Source organism: Microvirga sp. KLBC 81 (assembly GCF_003075415.1).
Taxonomy (GTDB): domain Bacteria; phylum Pseudomonadota; class Alphaproteobacteria; order Rhizobiales; family Beijerinckiaceae; genus Microvirga.
Map to the genome: position 1 here is coordinate 31302 of NZ_QDAH01000022.1, position 14305 is coordinate 45606.

General features: G+C 61.0%; 16 protein-coding genes. 13 read left to right on the forward strand and 3 right to left on the reverse strand.

Translation table 11 applies throughout. From position 1 onward, the window contains the following. Nucleotides 1–59: 59 nt before the first annotated feature. The 7 genes from lpdA to DC522_RS15350 all read left to right on the forward strand — a co-directional run bounded on the left by lpdA (nt 60) and on the right by DC522_RS15350 (nt 6624). Nucleotides 60–1499, forward strand: coding sequence for a dihydrolipoyl dehydrogenase (gene lpdA, locus DC522_RS15310; protein ID WP_116529548.1), 1440 nt, complete (start codon nt 60–62; stop codon nt 1497–1499). Nucleotides 1500–2798: 1299 nt separating this feature from the next. Continuing rightward, nucleotides 2799–2930, forward strand: coding sequence for a hypothetical protein (locus DC522_RS36885; protein ID WP_256369863.1), 132 nt, complete (start codon nt 2799–2801; stop codon nt 2928–2930). 73 nt (nt 2931–3003) lie between these two features. Then, a complete protein-coding gene (locus tag DC522_RS37270) occupies nt 3004–3294 on the forward strand; it encodes a hypothetical protein (RefSeq protein WP_371679666.1) in 291 nt (96 codons plus the stop codon). An 871-nt stretch (nt 3295–4165) separates the two neighbouring features. Next, a complete protein-coding gene (locus DC522_RS15335) occupies nt 4166–4369 on the forward strand; it encodes a hypothetical protein (protein WP_133239293.1) in 204 nt (67 codons plus the stop codon). A 69-nt stretch (nt 4370–4438) separates the two neighbouring features. After that, nucleotides 4439–4891 carry a GFA family protein gene (locus DC522_RS15340; protein ID WP_116529552.1) on the forward strand — a complete coding sequence of 151 codons (453 nt, stop codon included), beginning with the start codon at nt 4439–4441 and terminating at the stop codon, nt 4889–4891. Nucleotides 4892–4960: 69 nt separating this feature from the next. Beyond that, on the forward strand, nt 4961–6076 hold the full coding sequence (locus tag DC522_RS15345) for a hypothetical protein (protein ID WP_116529553.1): 1116 nt from the start codon (nt 4961–4963) through the stop codon (nt 6074–6076). Nucleotides 6077–6078: 2 nt separating this feature from the next. Next, nucleotides 6079–6624, forward strand: a complete 546-nt coding sequence (locus DC522_RS15350) for a diheme cytochrome c-553 (RefSeq protein WP_116529593.1) — start codon at nt 6079–6081, stop codon at nt 6622–6624. Nucleotides 6625–6661: 37 nt separating this feature from the next. Here the strand turns inward: DC522_RS15350 and DC522_RS15355 are convergent, their stop codons facing one another. After that, nucleotides 6662–7747, reverse strand: a complete 1086-nt coding sequence (locus DC522_RS15355; RefSeq protein WP_245444190.1) for an alpha/beta fold hydrolase — start codon at nt 7745–7747, stop codon at nt 6662–6664. On the opposite strand from DC522_RS15355, the gene DC522_RS35930 reads away from it, so the two are divergent. From DC522_RS35930 to DC522_RS15385, 6 genes are all read left to right on the forward strand, one after another. Beyond that, the gene (locus tag DC522_RS35930; protein WP_371679670.1) at nt 7741–7911 is read left to right on the forward strand and encodes an Lrp/AsnC ligand binding domain-containing protein; all 171 of its coding nucleotides are present in this window, start codon (nt 7741–7743) and stop codon (nt 7909–7911) included. The genes DC522_RS15355 and DC522_RS35930 overlap by 7 nt on opposite strands. Nucleotides 7912–8363: 452 nt before the next feature. Then, a complete protein-coding gene (locus DC522_RS15365) occupies nt 8364–8633 on the forward strand; it encodes a hypothetical protein (protein ID WP_116529554.1) in 270 nt (89 codons plus the stop codon). Nucleotides 8634–8974: 341 nt separating this feature from the next. Next, nucleotides 8975–10312, forward strand: a complete 1338-nt coding sequence (locus DC522_RS15370) for a dicarboxylate/amino acid:cation symporter (protein WP_116529555.1) — start codon at nt 8975–8977, stop codon at nt 10310–10312. Between the two features lie 268 nt (nt 10313–10580). Then, nucleotides 10581–11540: a lipoyl synthase gene (gene lipA / locus DC522_RS15375; RefSeq protein ID WP_116529556.1), complete on the forward strand. Its 960-nt coding sequence runs from the start codon at nt 10581–10583 to the stop codon at nt 11538–11540. A 15-nt stretch (nt 11541–11555) separates the two neighbouring features. After that, nucleotides 11556–12080 carry an AAA family ATPase gene (locus tag DC522_RS15380; protein ID WP_116529557.1) on the forward strand — a complete coding sequence of 175 codons (525 nt, stop codon included), beginning with the start codon at nt 11556–11558 and terminating at the stop codon, nt 12078–12080. Then, the gene (locus DC522_RS15385; RefSeq protein ID WP_116529558.1) at nt 12081–12548 is read left to right on the forward strand and encodes a type II toxin-antitoxin system RatA family toxin; all 468 of its coding nucleotides are present in this window, start codon (nt 12081–12083) and stop codon (nt 12546–12548) included. A 6-nt stretch (nt 12549–12554) separates the two neighbouring features. Here DC522_RS15385 and DC522_RS15390 read toward each other — a convergent pair whose 3' ends face one another. Then, on the reverse strand, nt 12555–13046 hold the full coding sequence (locus tag DC522_RS15390; protein WP_116529559.1) for a CinA family protein: 492 nt from the start codon (nt 13044–13046) through the stop codon (nt 12555–12557). Next, nucleotides 13036–14238 (reverse strand): bifunctional 2-C-methyl-D-erythritol 4-phosphate cytidylyltransferase/2-C-methyl-D-erythritol 2,4-cyclodiphosphate synthase, encoded by a 1203-nt coding sequence (locus tag DC522_RS15395; protein WP_116529560.1) that lies wholly within the window; start codon nt 14236–14238, stop codon nt 13036–13038. The genes DC522_RS15390 and DC522_RS15395 overlap by 11 nt, the downstream gene beginning before the upstream one ends. Between the last annotated feature and the right edge of the window lie 67 nt (nt 14239–14305).

Below are 14305 nucleotides of genomic sequence, written 5' to 3' on the forward strand. Positions count from 1 at the left end.
TTCACCGGCCCAGCGCAAGATCAATGCACGGGCCAACCCGGGCATGACGGGGGAATCCCATGGCAAACCAATACGACATCATCGTCATCGGCGGCGGGCCGGGGGGCTATGTGGCCGCGATCCGTGCGGCGCAGCTCGGGTTCAAGACCGCGGTCGTTGAGCGCGAACATCTAGGCGGCATCTGCCTCAATTGGGGCTGCATTCCGACCAAGGCGCTGCTGCGTTCGGCGGAAATTTACCATTACATGGAGCACGCCAGGGATTACGGCCTGTCCGCTCAAGGAATCGGCTTTGATGCTGCGGCCATCGTCAACCGTTCACGCGGCGTGTCGGGCCGTCTCAACGGCGGCGTAGGCATGCTGCTCAAGAAGAACAAGGTCGACGTAATCTGGGGCGAGGCGGCCATCTCTAAGCCCGGCGAGGTCGTGGTCACCGCCACGAAGAAGCCTGCAATGCAGCCGCAGGCGCCGGCTCCGAAGGGCATCCTCGAGCCCGGCACGTATCAGGCCAAGCACATCATCGTCGCCACCGGCGCACGTCCGCGCGTGCTGCCCGGCATCGAGCCGGATGGCAAGCTGATCTGGACCTATTTCGAAGCCATGGTTCCGCAGGCCATGCCGAAGTCGCTGCTCGTCATGGGCTCGGGCGCCATCGGCATGGAATTCGCTTCCTTCTATCGCACGCTCGGCGCGGAAGTGACCGTGGTCGAGGTGTTGCCGCAGATCCTGCCCGTTGAGGATGCAGAGATCGCCGGGCTCGCCCGCAAGCGCTTCGAGAAGCAGGGGATGAAGATTCTCAGCGGCGCGAAGGTCACGAAGGTGGAGAAAGGTGCCAACTCTGTCACCGCCACCATCGATGACGGCAAGGGCGGCACGCAGACGATCACCGCCGAGCGGATGATCTCGGCGGTGGGTGTCGTCGGCAATATCGAAAATCTCGGCCTCGAAAAGATCGGCGTGACCATCGAGCGCGGCGTCATCGTCACGGACGGCCTCGGCCGCACCAACGTGCCCGGCATCTACGCCATCGGCGACGTGGCAGGCGCGCCCATGCTCGCGCACAAGGCCGAGCACGAGGGCGTGATCTGCGTCGAGACCATCAAGGGCATGCACACGCACGCCATGGACAAGGCGAAGATCCCGGGCTGCACCTATTGCAACCCGCAGATCGCGTCGGTCGGCCTCACCGAGGCCAGGGCGAAGGAGCAGGGCTACGACATCCGCGTCGGTCGCTTCCCCTTCGTGGGCAACGGCAAGGCGATTGCGCTGGGCGAGCCGGATGGCCTCGTGAAGACGATCTTCGACAAGAAGACCGGACAGCTCCTCGGCGCGCACATGGTTGGTGCGGAAGTGACCGAGCTGATCCAGGGCTTCGTGATCGCCATGAACCTGGAGACCACGGAAGAAGACCTGATCCACGCCGTCTTCCCGCACCCGACCCTCTCGGAGACGATGCACGAGAGCGTCATGGATGCCTATGGACGCGTGATACACATCTAGAACGGGACAACCGTTCAAAACTCGTAGTGCCGAACTGTTACTGATTGAGCTTTCACGGCCGTGCAACTCAGAAGGGTTGCACGGCCGTTTTCTCTTGAGTGTCAGCGAGGCGAACCGTGCCAGGATTGCGCCATTGTCCGGGGTAGCTACTGTCGGGGTGTTGTAATCCTTGACGATCAGCGTGCCGTGGCCAGTTCAAACCTAGGCGCGTTCCTGCGTGCCAGCCTTGTCGATAGCGGTAATCGGCATGAAGAGATTGAGTCTGATTGTCGGCATCACAGTCTTGTTGAATACCGGGGCCTTCGCCCAACCGAGGCCACTGACGACCGGGATGAATTGTCGTCAAACCAAGTCGCTCGTCACCAGTAGTGGTGCCATCGTCCTGAGCACTGGGCAGCACACCTATGATCGCTATGTCAGAAGCCAAGCCTTCTGCTTGGCAACTGAGTTCGCCCAGCCGGCCTGGGTGCCAACGTCAGATACTCCGCAATGCTTCATCGGCTATACCTGTGTGGACGAGATGCCGTTGTCTTCACGTTCAGGAAGACTGTTGAACTGATCAGTCTGAGCAGCGGGCTGAGACTGTCCGGGCTGACATCATCGGTCCTCCCCACGGAACTGAGGTTCCCTGGGGGACGCCTTTTTCTTGGCACCAGGGGCCCACATTATGGTCAAGGTCTCGGCTAGGCTTTACGCGTTGACGTGGAGGACCTTGCCATGAGAACTCTTAGCACACCGCTCTTCGTGGTCGTTTCAGCCGCTATCCTCGTGCCGCTCCTGACTATGTTGACCTACATAGCAAGCGTGCTGGTCTCAGCTTTCATGCTCCCCTGAGGCTGCCGCTGCATCCCTTCTATTTCCGAGTTTTCGCATGACGAGCGGCCCGGGTAGGCTCACCGATGCTCAGCAGTTGAGCTTTGCTGGTGATGGCCAAAATAGCTTGGGCTTTAGCCATCCTCCATGCTCCTGAAGAAGCTTCCTACCTCAAAATAGTCTCAGCCACAGGCGCCTTTTTTCACCTATGTGAAGGTATCGGTGCTGAGGCGGAGCAAGGCTGCTTGTCCTTCAGATTTGGAGAACTGTCATGGGAGAATCGGACATGGGGATGTAACCAGCCTCGTTTGCTTCCATGCTCTTCGTGAGGCGAATTGTGATTTGGAAAAGGCTCGGCTGAGGTACCGGCTCGCGGCTCATGTCCTGAGAACGATCCGTGAGCGACTGGATCAGGCTTTAGAACAGGCTTATCGGCAGCAGTCGTTTGGTCCTCTTGGAAACCTGTTCGATGAGGAAGAGACGAGGTTGGCAGTCTATGAAAAGGCCTGTGCCAATGTTGCCGAGGCGGAAAAGCGGTGGTGCATGCTCAGAGCCGCCCTGGCCTACGAGAAAGGGCTGATGCTCGCAGGGCCGTTGTCTCTCAAGCGTCTGAACTAGTTTTAAGGCCCGGAGGATGTAATCCCCAAGAGCACAATACGGGCATGGCTTCATTGGCTAACGTATTGAAGCCATGCCCCATTATGATCTTTACGTTCGTACCCAATCTCGCCGTACGAAGTATCCGAGGCGTCTGAACCTACCGAGTGTCGAAGCGGCGCATGAGGTTGCATTGAGGCTGGCCCGGATCCTCGTCGAGGGTAGATCGTCCTGGGAGGGCGTAGCTTTCGCAGCTTGTGACGACTTTACGGTCGAGGCAGCCGATGAGGCCGGTCAGATCGTTCTGACGGTTCCCGGAAGATGGATGTGGGCGCATCTTGTCCAGACTCAGGTCAGTTCAAGTCACGATGGGTCTAGGACTTAGAGTGGGTTCACCATCTGATCCTCAGTGAGGGAAGGGCAGATGGCGCTAGCGCCTCGTGCGGAACCGCAGGTCCGCATCAGCGACCCGAAGGGCCACGCCCGTGACCCGAAGGGCCGCGTCAGCGAAAAGGGGACCCGGCTTTCCACTCCACCCGATGCGCTCCGCCAGAGAGTGAGCATGATGACCGAGAAAGATGGCTTGCCTCTGGTAAATCGGTCATCCTGTATTCCGTCCTTGACGGCCAGCTCACTGAGGCCAGTCTAATCATGGACGTGATCCTTTCTGCCGATGCTCCGGAATGGGGTGATCGCCATGAAGACAGTGAGCTTGGCCTTCGTAGCCGTAATCTCGTTTACCACTGGAGCTTTTGCCCAATCGAGGCCCCAGACTATCGGGATGAACTGCAGCCTGGCGCAATCCCTCGTCGCTAACCGTGGTGCCGTAGTTCTGAGTACGGGACAGAATACTTTTGATCGCTATGTGAGCAGTCAGGCCTCCTGCCTGTCAGGCGAGTTCACGCGGCCGGCTTGGGTGCCAACGGCTGATACCCCGCAGTGCTTCATCGGATACACCTGCGTGGTGAGTGAGCCGGACGTAGGATGACTTTCCCTTCCCGACACCAGGGCTCGTTGAATTGAGCTGCTGATATTGCGGGCGGAACTCAAAGAACTACGACATGAGCACGGATCCCGTGCCGGATAGTCGTTCGTGACGAGGCATATCATCATCTGATCCTGCTCGAAACGGCTTGGCAAGGCTTGCTCCGCCCATGGGTGTTTCCACGATCCAAGAAGCCTCGCCAAGAAGCCTCGCCAAGGAACCTTGCCCGCTGGCATCTCTTTTCCACCCGCGGGCGGATATGGAGCATGAGATGCAGCGCGTTCTTTCCAGTCTTTCATTTCTCCTGGTTTCAACCTTGGCTTATGCACAGCAGAGCGTGCCGGCCGTCCCGTCAGCCGAGGAAGCCGGGACGCGTGGCGATGCATGGCTTTACCCATTGATCGCGATTGCCGCCGTGGTCGTGGCCATCGGTGTTTACCTCTTCATTAGACGGGGAGGGCGCGTGAGGATGTGACCGCACTGCATTGACGCGTTCCTCAAGCCGCCACAGACTTTCCCTGCTGCAAGGCAAGGGAGGCAGTCGATGGCGGAGGACGCAACCGTGGAAGGTCGATGCAGGTGCGGGCAGGTGCGGTTTCGGGTGAAGAATAAGCCCGTCATCACCATGGCGTGCCATTGCACAGGCTGCCAGCGCATGACCGCGAGCGCCTTCTCGCTAAGTGCCCTCTACACCACCGGAAATTTCGAAGTGGTGCAGGGCGAGCCAGTCATCGGCGGGCTTCACGGCGCCACGCGGCATTTCTTCTGCCCGCATTGCATGAGCTGGCTCTTCACGCGGCCCGAAGGCCTCGACGATTTCGTCAATGTCCGCGCCACGATGCTCGACAACGTGACAGACTTCAGGCCCTTCGTTGAGACCTACACCAGCGAGGCGCTGCCCTGGGCGAAGACACCCGCAGTGCACAGCTTCGAGAGATTCCCGCCGATGGAGCGTTATCCGGAGCTGGTGGCGGAGTTCGCACAGCGGGCCGTGTGAGCGGGATCACAGAGAGATCGGGAGAAGCGGCGTATTGCTGGAGGTGCATTCACCAGGAGGGATGCACCCATGGCGATGGTCCTCAATACGCAACGCTCAAAACTTGCTCGATGCTATGGCTTGGCGGGCGTAGGTGGCTTCCTGATCCTCGCCGTTGGTCTCTTCAAGAGCGTCACGGCCGTGCCGCAGCCTGCGATAGCCATTCCTCCGCAAACGCTGCAGGAGACCGGCCTCTACGCGGATTTCGCAACCCTGCGGATCGATCCCAGCCACCTGGCCTTCTCGCCGCAATATCCGCTCTGGAGCGACGGAGCCATCAAGCGCCGCTGGATCTCGCTGCCGCCGGGCTCCACCATCGACGGCTCGAACCCGGATTCCTTCGTCTTTCCCGTCGGCACGAAGTTCTGGAAGGAGTTCTCCTTCAATGGCCAGCGTGTCGAAACACGCTACCTGGAGCGCCGCGCCGACGGGCAATGGCTTTATGCGGCTTATGCCTGGAGCGCGGATGGTCGCGAGGCCCAACTCGTTTCGCCGAGAGGCAAGCGCGGTGCTTATCCTCTCGCAGGTGGGAGAACGCACACTATTCCGGGTGTCAACGACTGCAAGGCCTGTCACCAAGGAGGTCCCTCCGAGGTATTGGGATTCAGCGTCCTTCAGCTGTCGCCTGAGCGCGATCCGAATGCGCTGCACGCCGAACTGAAGCTCGATCAAGGCGTCGATCTCAAAGATCTCGTCGATCGCGGACTGGTTGTCGGACTGCCCGCATCGGTGCTGCAAACACCGCCCCGCATCAACGCCGCGTCTGCAACAGAACGCGCGGCTCTTGGCTACATGCACGGCAATTGCGGCCATTGCCACAACGCGCAAGGACCATTGCAGAATATCGGCCTCTTCCTGCGGCAGAGCATCGAGGGCAATGGTCAGGCGGCGATCGCGAGCACGGTGAGCCATGCAGTGAGGAAACCGGCTCCCGGACAATCGCCCGATGCGATCAACCGCGTCGAACCGGGGTACCCCGAACGCAGCGCCCTCATGCAGCGCGTCTCGTCTCGTTATCCCGCCTTGCAGATGCCGCCATTGGGGACTGAACTCGTCGACGATGAAGCTGTGGCGTTGCTGTACCGCTGGATCGCCGAACGGGGCGAATCCCGCAAAGAGGCTCACCTCCATCAGGAAGGACGATGACGATGCGCCGTGCTCTCCCTTTGCTGACAATGGCCCTGCTAATGCAAGGCCCAGTGCTTGCTCAAGACGACACCAAGAGCGCGCAGGTGAAGCGCGGCGAGTATCTCGTGACGGTCGGCGGCTGCAACGATTGTCATACGCCCTGGATCATGGGTTCGAACGGCCCAGAGCCTGATATGAAGCGAATGCTCTCGGGCCACCCGCAGGACCTCGTCATCAAAGCGCCGGCCAATGTTTCCGAGCCCTGGGGCGGTGCGGTCACGCCCACATCGACAGGCTGGTCAGGCCCCTGGGGCGTGAGCTTCTCCGCCAATCTCACGCCCGACCCCGAAACCGGTGTGCTGCGCGATTTCACGGAGCAGCAATTCATCCAGACCATGCGCACGGGACGGCATCAAGGGCAGGGCCGCCAGATCCTCCCGCCGATGCCGTGGCCGAATTACGGGCTGATGACGGACGACGACCTGAAAGCGGTATTCGCCTATCTCCGGCAGGTCCCGCCGGTGAAGAACAAGGTGCCGGATCCGCTGCCGCCGGCACAGCAGTGAGGCGTGGGATACAGTGGCTCCGCCAATGTCGCGCGGATCAGCGGGAGAGCGGTTCAATCCCGTTTAGAAACTGCTGAATCGTGTCGATGAGAAACTCCTCCCGCTCCCGATGCGGCACGTGTCCGGTATTCGGAAGGATATGGGCCGTCCCACGTCCTGCGGCAATGCGCTTGGGATGTTCACTCGTTCCGTACTCATCCTGCTCGCCATGAACCGCAAGCACGGGACAATGGACCGCCGCCAGGGCCGCATCCAGGGTCCAGTGTGCAAATTCCGGTGAGAGCCATGTCTCGATCCAGGCGCTGACAGCCCATGCGGCCTTGTCGCCGTGATACTTCGCGAGCCGCGCGAGATTGGCGGGATCCTGGAAACTGCCTTGCGCGATGCGGATCCCGTCGAGGGTCCTGTCTTCGACGAAGGCTTGGGCTGCGATTGTCACGAGCGCCCGACACCGTGCTTGGAAGTAGGCTGCCGTCTCGACGGCCATGCCGCCACCGACACTATGTCCGCAGGCGATGAACTCCGCGATTCCGATCTGTGCGCAGAGCTGCGGAACAATGTGCTGCGCCTCTCTCCGAATGAAATCCGATCCCAGCTTCCCCGGATAAGGATCCGAACGGCCGAAGCCGAGGCGGTCGTAGGCGATGACGCGGCGCCGCGTCGTTGCGGCAAGATGCTTGGGAAAACTGCGCCACAGATCAATGCAGCCGAGGGAATCGTGAAACAGCAGGATCGGAGCGATCCGATCGGGCGCATCGCCTTCCTGTGTCCAGGTCTTGGCGAAGAGGCGCCCTTCTTCGAGGGAGATGATGCATTCCTGCTCTTTTATGGTGACGTGCGATGTTTCGAGCATGGCGATATTGTTTTTGTTCGGTTTGAAGTGGCTTACCACGTCATCACCTTTCGCAGAAAGGTGGCTGAAGTAATAGCGATGACAACCGTCGGAAAGCCGCGTCGCCGCCACCATGATGGTGGCAAGCGCAATGAGATCTGCCGGGTAGCCGGTGACGAAATCGGGCCGGTGGCCGTGTTCGCCCGCGTATGGCTGACGGGGCAGGACGAGGAAACGGCCAACCCCTTCGTGGAAGCGATCAGGCAACTCCCGCAGGTCGTCGAATGCCACCTTATGGCAGGCGATTGCGACTTCTCCTGCGGATCGTCGCGGCCGATCTCGACGCCTACCGGCGCTTCCGGATCGAGCACCTCGGATGCATCAAAGGTGTCCGTAACATCAAGACGGACATTCCGATGCAGAAGATCAAGCACTCGTGGGAGATCCCGGTCTGAGAGCGTAACAAGATAGGTTTGTATTCTTCTTTTGTTCTTGACTCCTGCCTTAAGCTAGACTATATCGTGACCTGTCCCGGCTCACCGAGGGGCGCGCTCGCGAGGCGTCGTGATTGTGGAGCCGGGCGCGGTCTCGTGAATGGGCTCAACGCAGGTCCATTCGACGGGAGGCCCAGGCTGCGGCTTGGGGTTCGGGATTGGTCGCACGCCGCCTGCTTCCGGCAGTGTCCGCGTGCGGCAGTTGATGAACTTCAGCCCGCCTGTCCGCCTAAACAAGCCGTGCGCGGGGTGCCATCCGGCTCTCATGCTACACCATAGGATCGAGCCGGGCTGCACGTCGCGCCACCCTCGGTTTCCCTTTCAGGCTTCGGCTGTTTCGGCCCGGAGCCCGAAGGCGCTCGTCTATTTCCCAAAATTCCTTTGCTCCATTCATTGCCATAGGAGGCTGCCTCATGAGCCGGGTCCGGCACTATCTGTCCACGCTGCCCGATTGCGACGACGCCCTGCGGCGTCTTGCCGATGTGCTCGACGTTCCCGCCACCTGCCGCAAGCACGCTTGCCGCCGGGCGGAGCGCTGCCAGGGCGGCTATGGCCCACCATGCTATTTCGAGCGGCGCAAGTTCTTCGCCGATGCGGTGCTGGACGCCATGCCCGAATATCGGACGCGCTGGGCCGAACGGCGCAGAAGCATCGCGGCCCTGTTTCGCGGGGAGAGGGCATGAAGGCACAACTCAGGCGCTGAGCAGGACGGCTCAATAGGGGCCTAGCCGTCATGGCCGTCCCCGGGACTCGATCCGGGGATCAGTCCCGGCCATCCACGTCTTAAGCGACACTGCGGTTCAAAGACGTGGATCCCCGGAATAAGTCCGGGGATGACGGTTAGGGACAACCAAGACAACCCACTCGCGTCAGCCTGGGACTTTGCTGAAATTCAGGCGTTAACCGTTCAAAAGGTCACAGGGCGCGTTCGGCAGGGAGGAGCTAAAGGCATGCACGCCCACTCCTGGTCGGTCTGACCCACCGGATGGCCGGCTTTTGATCCATCTCACAGAGGCTCATTGCGATGACGTCCATTCCTGCCGCCGCCGGCCATGCCGAGGCTCCCGTCCGCGCCCGCAAGCCCTGGTACAAGCAGCTCTACATCCAGGTGCTGATCGCTATCTTGCTTGGCGCGCTTCTCGGCTGGCTCGCGCCGGACATTGCCAGGAACGACTGGGTCAAGGCGATGGGTGACGGCTTCATCAAGCTCATCAAGATGGTCATTGCACCCATCATCTTCTGCACCGTCGTGTCCGGCATCGCCCATATCCAGGACGCGAAGAAGGTAGGCCGCGTCGGCATCAAGGCGCTGGTCTATTTCGAGGTCGTCTCCACCTTCGCGCTCATCATCGGCCTTGTCGTCGGCAACCTCGTGAAACCGGGCGCAGGCTTTTCCGGCACGCCCGACGCGGGAGCGGTGGCGGGTTACGCGAAGCAGGCCGCCGAGCAGAAACCGGTGGATTTCGTGCTCCATATCATCCCCGACAGCGTGGTGGGCGCTTTCGCGGCGGGCGACATTCTCCAGGTGCTGCTGTTCGCCATCCTGTTCGGCTTCGCGCTGCTCGTGCTGGGCGATCGCGGCGCGACGCTGCGCAGCACCATCGACGACGTGGCCCACGCCATGTTCGGCGTGATCGCCATCGTCATGAAGGCCGCGCCCATCGGTGCCTTCGGCGCCATGGCCTACACCATCGGCCGCTATGGTCCCTCTGCGCTCGGCAGCCTGTTCGGGCTGATCGCCACCTTCTACGCCACGGCGGCTTTGTTCGTGTTCGTCGTGCTGGGTTTGATCACGCGGATCGCGGGTTTCTCGATCTTCAAGTTCCTCGCCTACATCAAGGACGAGCTTCTGATCGTGCTTGGCACCAGCTCCTCCGAGAGCGCACTGCCGCAGCTCATGGAGAAGCTTGAGCGGCTGGGCTGCTCCAAGTCGGTCGTCGGCCTCGTGGTGCCCACGGGCTATTCGTTCAACCTGGACGGCACCAACATCTACATGACCCTTGCGACCCTGTTCATCGCGCAGGCGCTCGGCATCGACCTCACCTTCGGCCAGCAGCTCACGATTCTCCTCGTGGCGCTGCTCACCTCGAAGGGGGCGACCGGCGTGACGGGCGCGGGTTTCATCACGCTCGCTGCGACGCTCGCCGTCGTGAACCCGGCTCTGGTGCCCGGCATGGCGATCATCCTCGGCATTGACAAGTTCATGAGCGAGGTGAGGGCGCTCACCAACATCACCGGCAACGGCGTGGCCGCCGTCATCGTCGCCTGGTGGGAGGGGGAGCTCGACCGCGAGAAGCTCAATGCCGGCCTCAAGCAGGAGATCGACCCGTCCGATATCGAGACGGCGGTGACCACGGATTGAGGCGAGCAAGGGACAGTTCCCGAGATCCTCCACGTCATGGCCGGGCTTGTACCGGCCATCTCGATCGGAGGGCGTCCGCATAGCCCAACGGGATCACCGGCACAGGGCCGGTGATGACGAAAGGGGATATTGGAACGCTTGGGATCGACCTGCCATGCTGTTTTGAGGGATGTGTCCCGGAATCTGAGCATTTGCGAAAGGGCGGCAAAACCCTTAAATCAGGCGCAACCGGAAGGGCAGAGTTCCTTCCTTTAAAAGGTTTAGCTTCATGGCCGTCGTTCTCGACCTTCTGAACAAGGATAACCGCCCCCGCCATCCGGAAAAGGCGCACCGGCCGGACCAGCCTGTTCAGAGCCGAAAACCCGATTGGATCCGCGTGAAGGCCCCGGGCTCGCCCAAATGGGCCGAGACCAACCGCATCGTGCGCGAGAACAAGCTCGTCACCGTCTGCGAGGAGGCCGGATGCCCCAATATCGGCGAGTGCTGGGAGAAGAAGCACGCCACCTTCATGATCATGGGCGACACCTGCACCCGCGCCTGCGCCTTCTGCAACGTGAAGACCGGCTTGCCGGAAGCCCTCGATCCGCATGAGCCGGAGAATGTGGCGAAGGCCGTCGAGAAGCTCGGCCTCGAGCACGTGGTCATCACCTCCGTGGACCGTGACGACCTCGCCGATGGCGGCGCGCAGCACTTCGCGGATGTGATCGCCGCCATCCGCGCCCGCAGCCCGAAGACCACCATCGAGATCCTGACCCCCGACTTCCTGAGGAAGCCCGGTGCGCTCGAGGCTGTCGTTGCGGCCAAGCCCGACGTTTTCAACCACAATCTCGAAACCGTGCCGTCGAAGTACCTGAAGGTTCGCCCCGGCGCGCGTTATTTCCACTCCATCCGCCTGCTCCAGCAGGTGAAGGAGCTCGATCCCACCATCTTCACCAAGTCCGGCATCATGGTCGGCCTTGGCGAGGAGCGGAACGAGGTTCTTCAGCTCATGGACGACCTGCGCTCTGCGGATGTGGATTTCATGACCATCGGCCAATACCTCCAGCCGACGAAGAAGCACCACCCCGTGATCCGCTTCGTCCCGCCTGACGAATTCAAGGCCTATGAAACCACCGCCTATGCCAAGGGTTTCCTCCTCGTCTCCTCGACCCCGCTGACGCGCTCCTCGCATCACGCGGGAGAGGACTTTGCCAGGCTCAAGGCGGCCCGTCTCGCCAAGCTCGGCTAAAGCTTCGGATGGGGCATGCAGCGCATTCTCGTCATCGGTAGCCCGGGTGCGGGCAAGAGCACCCTGGCGCGGCGCCTCAGTGAGCGGCTCAACCTGCCGCTGATCCACCTTGACCGGGAATATTTCGGTCCGGGATGGACGATGCCGCCACGGCCCGAATGGCGCGAACATGTAAAGGCTCTCGCTGATCGGCCTGCCTGGGTTATGGACGGGAATTACGCCAGCACCTTCGACATCCGCGTACCCCGCGCCACGGCCATCGTTTGGCTCGATCTGCCACGGTGGCGCTGTGCGCTCGGTGTCCTGTGGCGTGTCGCGAGGAGTTACGGCCGGGAGCGCCCGGACCTCGGCTCTGCCGGTCCAGAGCGTTTAGACCTGTCCTTTATGCGCTGGATCTGGTCGTATCCGGAAAAGATGCGGCCTAAGACCGCTCGGATGTTGGAGCGTCTTCGCTCCGACCAGCGGGCGTTCGTGCTGCGCTCACATTCTGAAGTTCCGGCCTTGGAGGCCGCTCTCACACCTGCCAAGGAGGCCGCCTGAATGCCGACCTTTCGCATGACGCGAACCGTCAAGCACAAGCCGGCCCAGATGTTCGCGCTCGTCGCGGACGTAGAGCGCTACCCCGAGTTTCTGCCTCTGTGCGAGGACCTGCGCATCATCCGGCGCGTGCAGAGCGGGGAGGGCGTCGAGACGCTCGTCGCCACCATGAGCGTCGGCTACAAGGCCATCAAGGAGACCTTCACCACCCGCGTCACTCTCGACGAGCCGCGCCTGCGCATCGAGGTCGAATATGTGGATGGGCCCTTCAAGCATCTCGAAAATCGCTGGACCTTTCGCGATACCCCCGCGGGCAGCGAGGTGGAATTTTACATCAACTACGAGTTCAAGAGCTTCGCCCTGAGCATCCTCATGGGCAGCGTCTTCGACAAGGCTTTCCGAAAATTCACGGACGCCTTTGAGCAAAGGGCGGACACGATCTACGGCGCGCGCGGTGCTCTCGCGACTTGAGAAGCGTCAATCCGTGAGCGCTTTTTCAAAGAGAGCCAAGGCGTCCTCAACGGCGCTCAGGCGCACGGATTCTCGTCCCAGATTGCCATAGCGACGCTCCAGATGGATCGTGGGAGTGCCTTTTCGTGCAAGTCCGAAATGGACGAGACCTACGGGCTTCGTCACCGTGCCTCCGCTCGGCCCCGCAATTCCGGTAATGCCGACCGCAACATCTGCTCGGGAATGGGCGAGGGCTCCATCCGCCATAGCGCGGGCTACAGGCTCACTGACAGCGCCATGGGCGGCAATCAGATCGGCTGGAACGCCAATCAGTTCTGTTTTCGCTTCATTGGAGTAAGTTACGAACCCTCGCTCCACGACAGCAGAAGATCCGGCGATCTCGGTAAGCAAGGCAGCGACAAGGCCACCGGTGCAGGATTCTGCCATGGCGATCTTGAGGCCCTTCTGCTCGTAAGCCTTGAGGAGCGCCGCCGCGCGCTGCTTCAGGTCAGGATTCATGAGACACCTCGGGCAAGCGGATCGTTGCAGCGGCTTGCGCGGCAATACCTTCGCCACGGCCGGTGAAACCCAGCTTCTCCGTCGTTGTGGCCTTCAGAGAGACTTGATCGAGCCGAAGGCCACAGATATCGGCAATGCGTTCGCGCATGGCTTCTCGGTAGGGTCCAAGACGGGGCTTCTCACAGAGGAGAGTTGCGTCGAGATGGTCGATCAACCCGCCTCGGTTCCTTACCAGACCCGCTGCATGAGTGAGGAATTGGTCGGACGATGCACCCCGCCATTGCGGATCGCTTGGCGGAAAGTGAGTGCCGATATCACCGTCAGCGAGGGCACCTAGCAGGGCATCCGTCAAAGCATGGAGGATGACGTCGCCATCCGAATGAGCCACGACACCTCGGTCGTGGGCTATCTTGATCCCACCAAGCCAGACATGATCACCGTCGCCAAAGGCATGGACATCGAACCCTGTTCCAAGCCGGGTCACATAGGTCATAGTCGAGCCTTTCAGGCGCCTCTCGGCTTCAGCAAAATCCGTGGCGTGGGTGAGTTTGATATTGCCAATATCCCCTGGAAAGACATGCACCGGAAGCCCTGCCCATTCAGCCAAGGCACCATCATCCGTGAAGTTTCTGAGGCCGTCCAAGGCGGCTTTCCGATGGGCTGCGAGCAGAGACGCAAAATCGAACGCCTGAGGGGTTTGTACGGCTCTCAAATTTGCGCGATCCGGTGTCGATACAACTTCGCCCTGAGGGCCAATCACTTTGATCGTATCGGTAACGGCGATCCCCGGCACCACGGCCCCCCATCTCAGGACGGCTCCGAGCGTTCGGTCGATCAGGGAGGCATCTACAAAAGGACGCGCGGCATCATGAACAAGAACATGGCGCAGACCCAGCTCCGACAGGGCTTCCAGCCCATTCCGCACCGAATCCTGCCGCGTTTCGCCGCCATAAGCCACGGGTAGCAGCAGGTCAGCATGCTCGGCAGAAAGTGCAGCAATGCAGTCTTGATAGAGCTGACGATCATCCGGGTGGATCACAACAAGCGCCTTCCCAATCCTCTGGTGGCTAACAAAAGCCTCTAGGGTTCGGGTCAGGACGGGCTTCCCACCCAGGAATCGGTATTGCTTGGGGATTCCCACACCAGCTCTGGATCCACGTCCTGCTGCAACGATCAAGGCGGCGACTGACATCTAGTGGGCTCTCCACGGCACCTGATCTCCTAAGCGTGACGTGAAAATAAGGCAAATCCTCCAGTCG

Excerpts from the sequence above, each read along its gene's own strand:
- lpdA (WP_116529548.1), top strand. The coding sequence starts at position 60 with ATGGCAAACCAATACGACATCATCGTCATCGGCGGCGGGCCGGGGGGC.
- DC522_RS37270 (WP_371679666.1), top strand. The coding sequence starts at position 3,004 with ATGCCCCATTATGATCTTTACGTTCGTACCCAATCTCGCCGTACGAAG.
- DC522_RS15335 (WP_133239293.1), top strand. The coding sequence starts at position 4,166 with ATGCAGCGCGTTCTTTCCAGTCTTTCATTTCTCCTGGTTTCAACCTTG.
- DC522_RS15340 (WP_116529552.1), top strand. The coding sequence starts at position 4,439 with ATGGCGGAGGACGCAACCGTGGAAGGTCGATGCAGGTGCGGGCAGGTG.
- DC522_RS15345 (WP_116529553.1), top strand. The coding sequence starts at position 4,961 with ATGGCGATGGTCCTCAATACGCAACGCTCAAAACTTGCTCGATGCTAT.
- DC522_RS15350 (WP_116529593.1), top strand. The coding sequence starts at position 6,079 with ATGCGCCGTGCTCTCCCTTTGCTGACAATGGCCCTGCTAATGCAAGGC.
- DC522_RS35930 (WP_371679670.1), top strand. The coding sequence starts at position 7,741 with ATGCCACCTTATGGCAGGCGATTGCGACTTCTCCTGCGGATCGTCGCG.
- DC522_RS15365 (WP_116529554.1), top strand. The coding sequence starts at position 8,364 with ATGAGCCGGGTCCGGCACTATCTGTCCACGCTGCCCGATTGCGACGAC.
- DC522_RS15370 (WP_116529555.1), top strand. The coding sequence starts at position 8,975 with ATGACGTCCATTCCTGCCGCCGCCGGCCATGCCGAGGCTCCCGTCCGC.
- lipA (WP_116529556.1), top strand. The coding sequence starts at position 10,581 with ATGGCCGTCGTTCTCGACCTTCTGAACAAGGATAACCGCCCCCGCCAT.
- DC522_RS15380 (WP_116529557.1), top strand. The coding sequence starts at position 11,556 with ATGCAGCGCATTCTCGTCATCGGTAGCCCGGGTGCGGGCAAGAGCACC.
- DC522_RS15385 (WP_116529558.1), top strand. The coding sequence starts at position 12,081 with ATGCCGACCTTTCGCATGACGCGAACCGTCAAGCACAAGCCGGCCCAG.
- DC522_RS15390 (WP_116529559.1), bottom strand. The coding sequence starts at position 13,046 with ATGAATCCTGACCTGAAGCAGCGCGCGGCGGCGCTCCTCAAGGCTTAC.
- DC522_RS15395 (WP_116529560.1), bottom strand. The coding sequence starts at position 14,238 with ATGTCAGTCGCCGCCTTGATCGTTGCAGCAGGACGTGGATCCAGAGCT.